Source organism: Streptomyces sp. NTH33, assembly GCF_003236365.1.
In the GTDB taxonomy this organism is placed as follows: Bacteria; Actinomycetota; Actinomycetes; order Streptomycetales; family Streptomycetaceae; genus Streptomyces.
The window spans coordinates 1-893 of sequence record NZ_POTZ01000994.1 but is presented as its reverse complement, the minus strand read 5'-3'; the positions used below and the strand labels follow the sequence as shown (position 1 = coordinate 893).

The following is an 893-nucleotide window of genomic DNA, read 5'->3' as shown; positions in this document are numbered from 1 at the left end:
CGGCCTGCTCGATGCGCTCGGCCGGCATGGTGGTGGGGGTCGCGGTGAAGCAGGCCCCGTACTCGACTTCGATCTGCTGCAGTGTCCCGAGACGGGGCGCGAGGGTGGTGGTGTCGACGGTGATCGTGGACCAGTGTCCGTCCGTGTCGGCTGGGGAGAGGAGGTCCCAGGTGGCGCGGTGGAGGTGGCCGATGCGGATGAGGGGGCGATCGCCCAGTGCCTGCTGGGCCAGTGCGAGAGCCCGCGGGTGGGCGGGCGCGGAGCGGATCTGCTTGTGCAACCGCCCTTCGGTGAGCCTTTTGGTCTTGACCCACCAGGTGCCGTCGGCCCGTGGTGTGAGAGCGGCGTACTCGCGCAGGCCATCGCCGCGCGGGAGGTAGATCTGCGAGCGCAGGATCCGGCGGTGCACGGTCGCTTCGAAGAGCGGGATCCCGGTGCCGGTCAGGTGCTCGCGCAGGATGCCGGCCAGGACGACGGGGTTGACCGGGGCGTCGAGGGTGAGCTTGTACTCGGTCTCCGGCAGGTGCGCGGCGCGGTATCCGGGCCGTGGGAGGGGGAAGTTGACCAGCGCCTGGCCGTGGACCGTGGATTCGGCCCACGCCACCACCTCGGCGGTGGCGGGTGGACAGGCGCGGTGGACAGCGGCCAGAACCACCTCACGCGCACGCCATTGCGCTGTGGCGAAGAAGACGGCCTCGTCCGGACCGGCACTCAGGTGGACGGCCCACACGGGGACGTACGTCGTGTCCTCGGTGGCCTGGGGGGTGGGTCTTCCGTCGCGCTGCCACCAGGGCTGGCGGCGCAGGGCGCGCAGGTCGAGGACCAGGGCCGGGCCGATGACGGGGTGGTCGAGGCGGCAGTAGACGGGCTCCGGGGCGTGGGCGGTGTCGGGG

At 72.1% G+C, this 893-nt stretch carries 1 protein-coding gene; it reads right to left on the bottom strand.

Annotation, left to right across the window (positions count from 1 at the left end):
* A partial coding sequence (locus tag C1I97_RS40490; protein ID WP_181447113.1) for a hypothetical protein occupies positions 1-893 on the bottom strand: 893 nt, incomplete at both ends.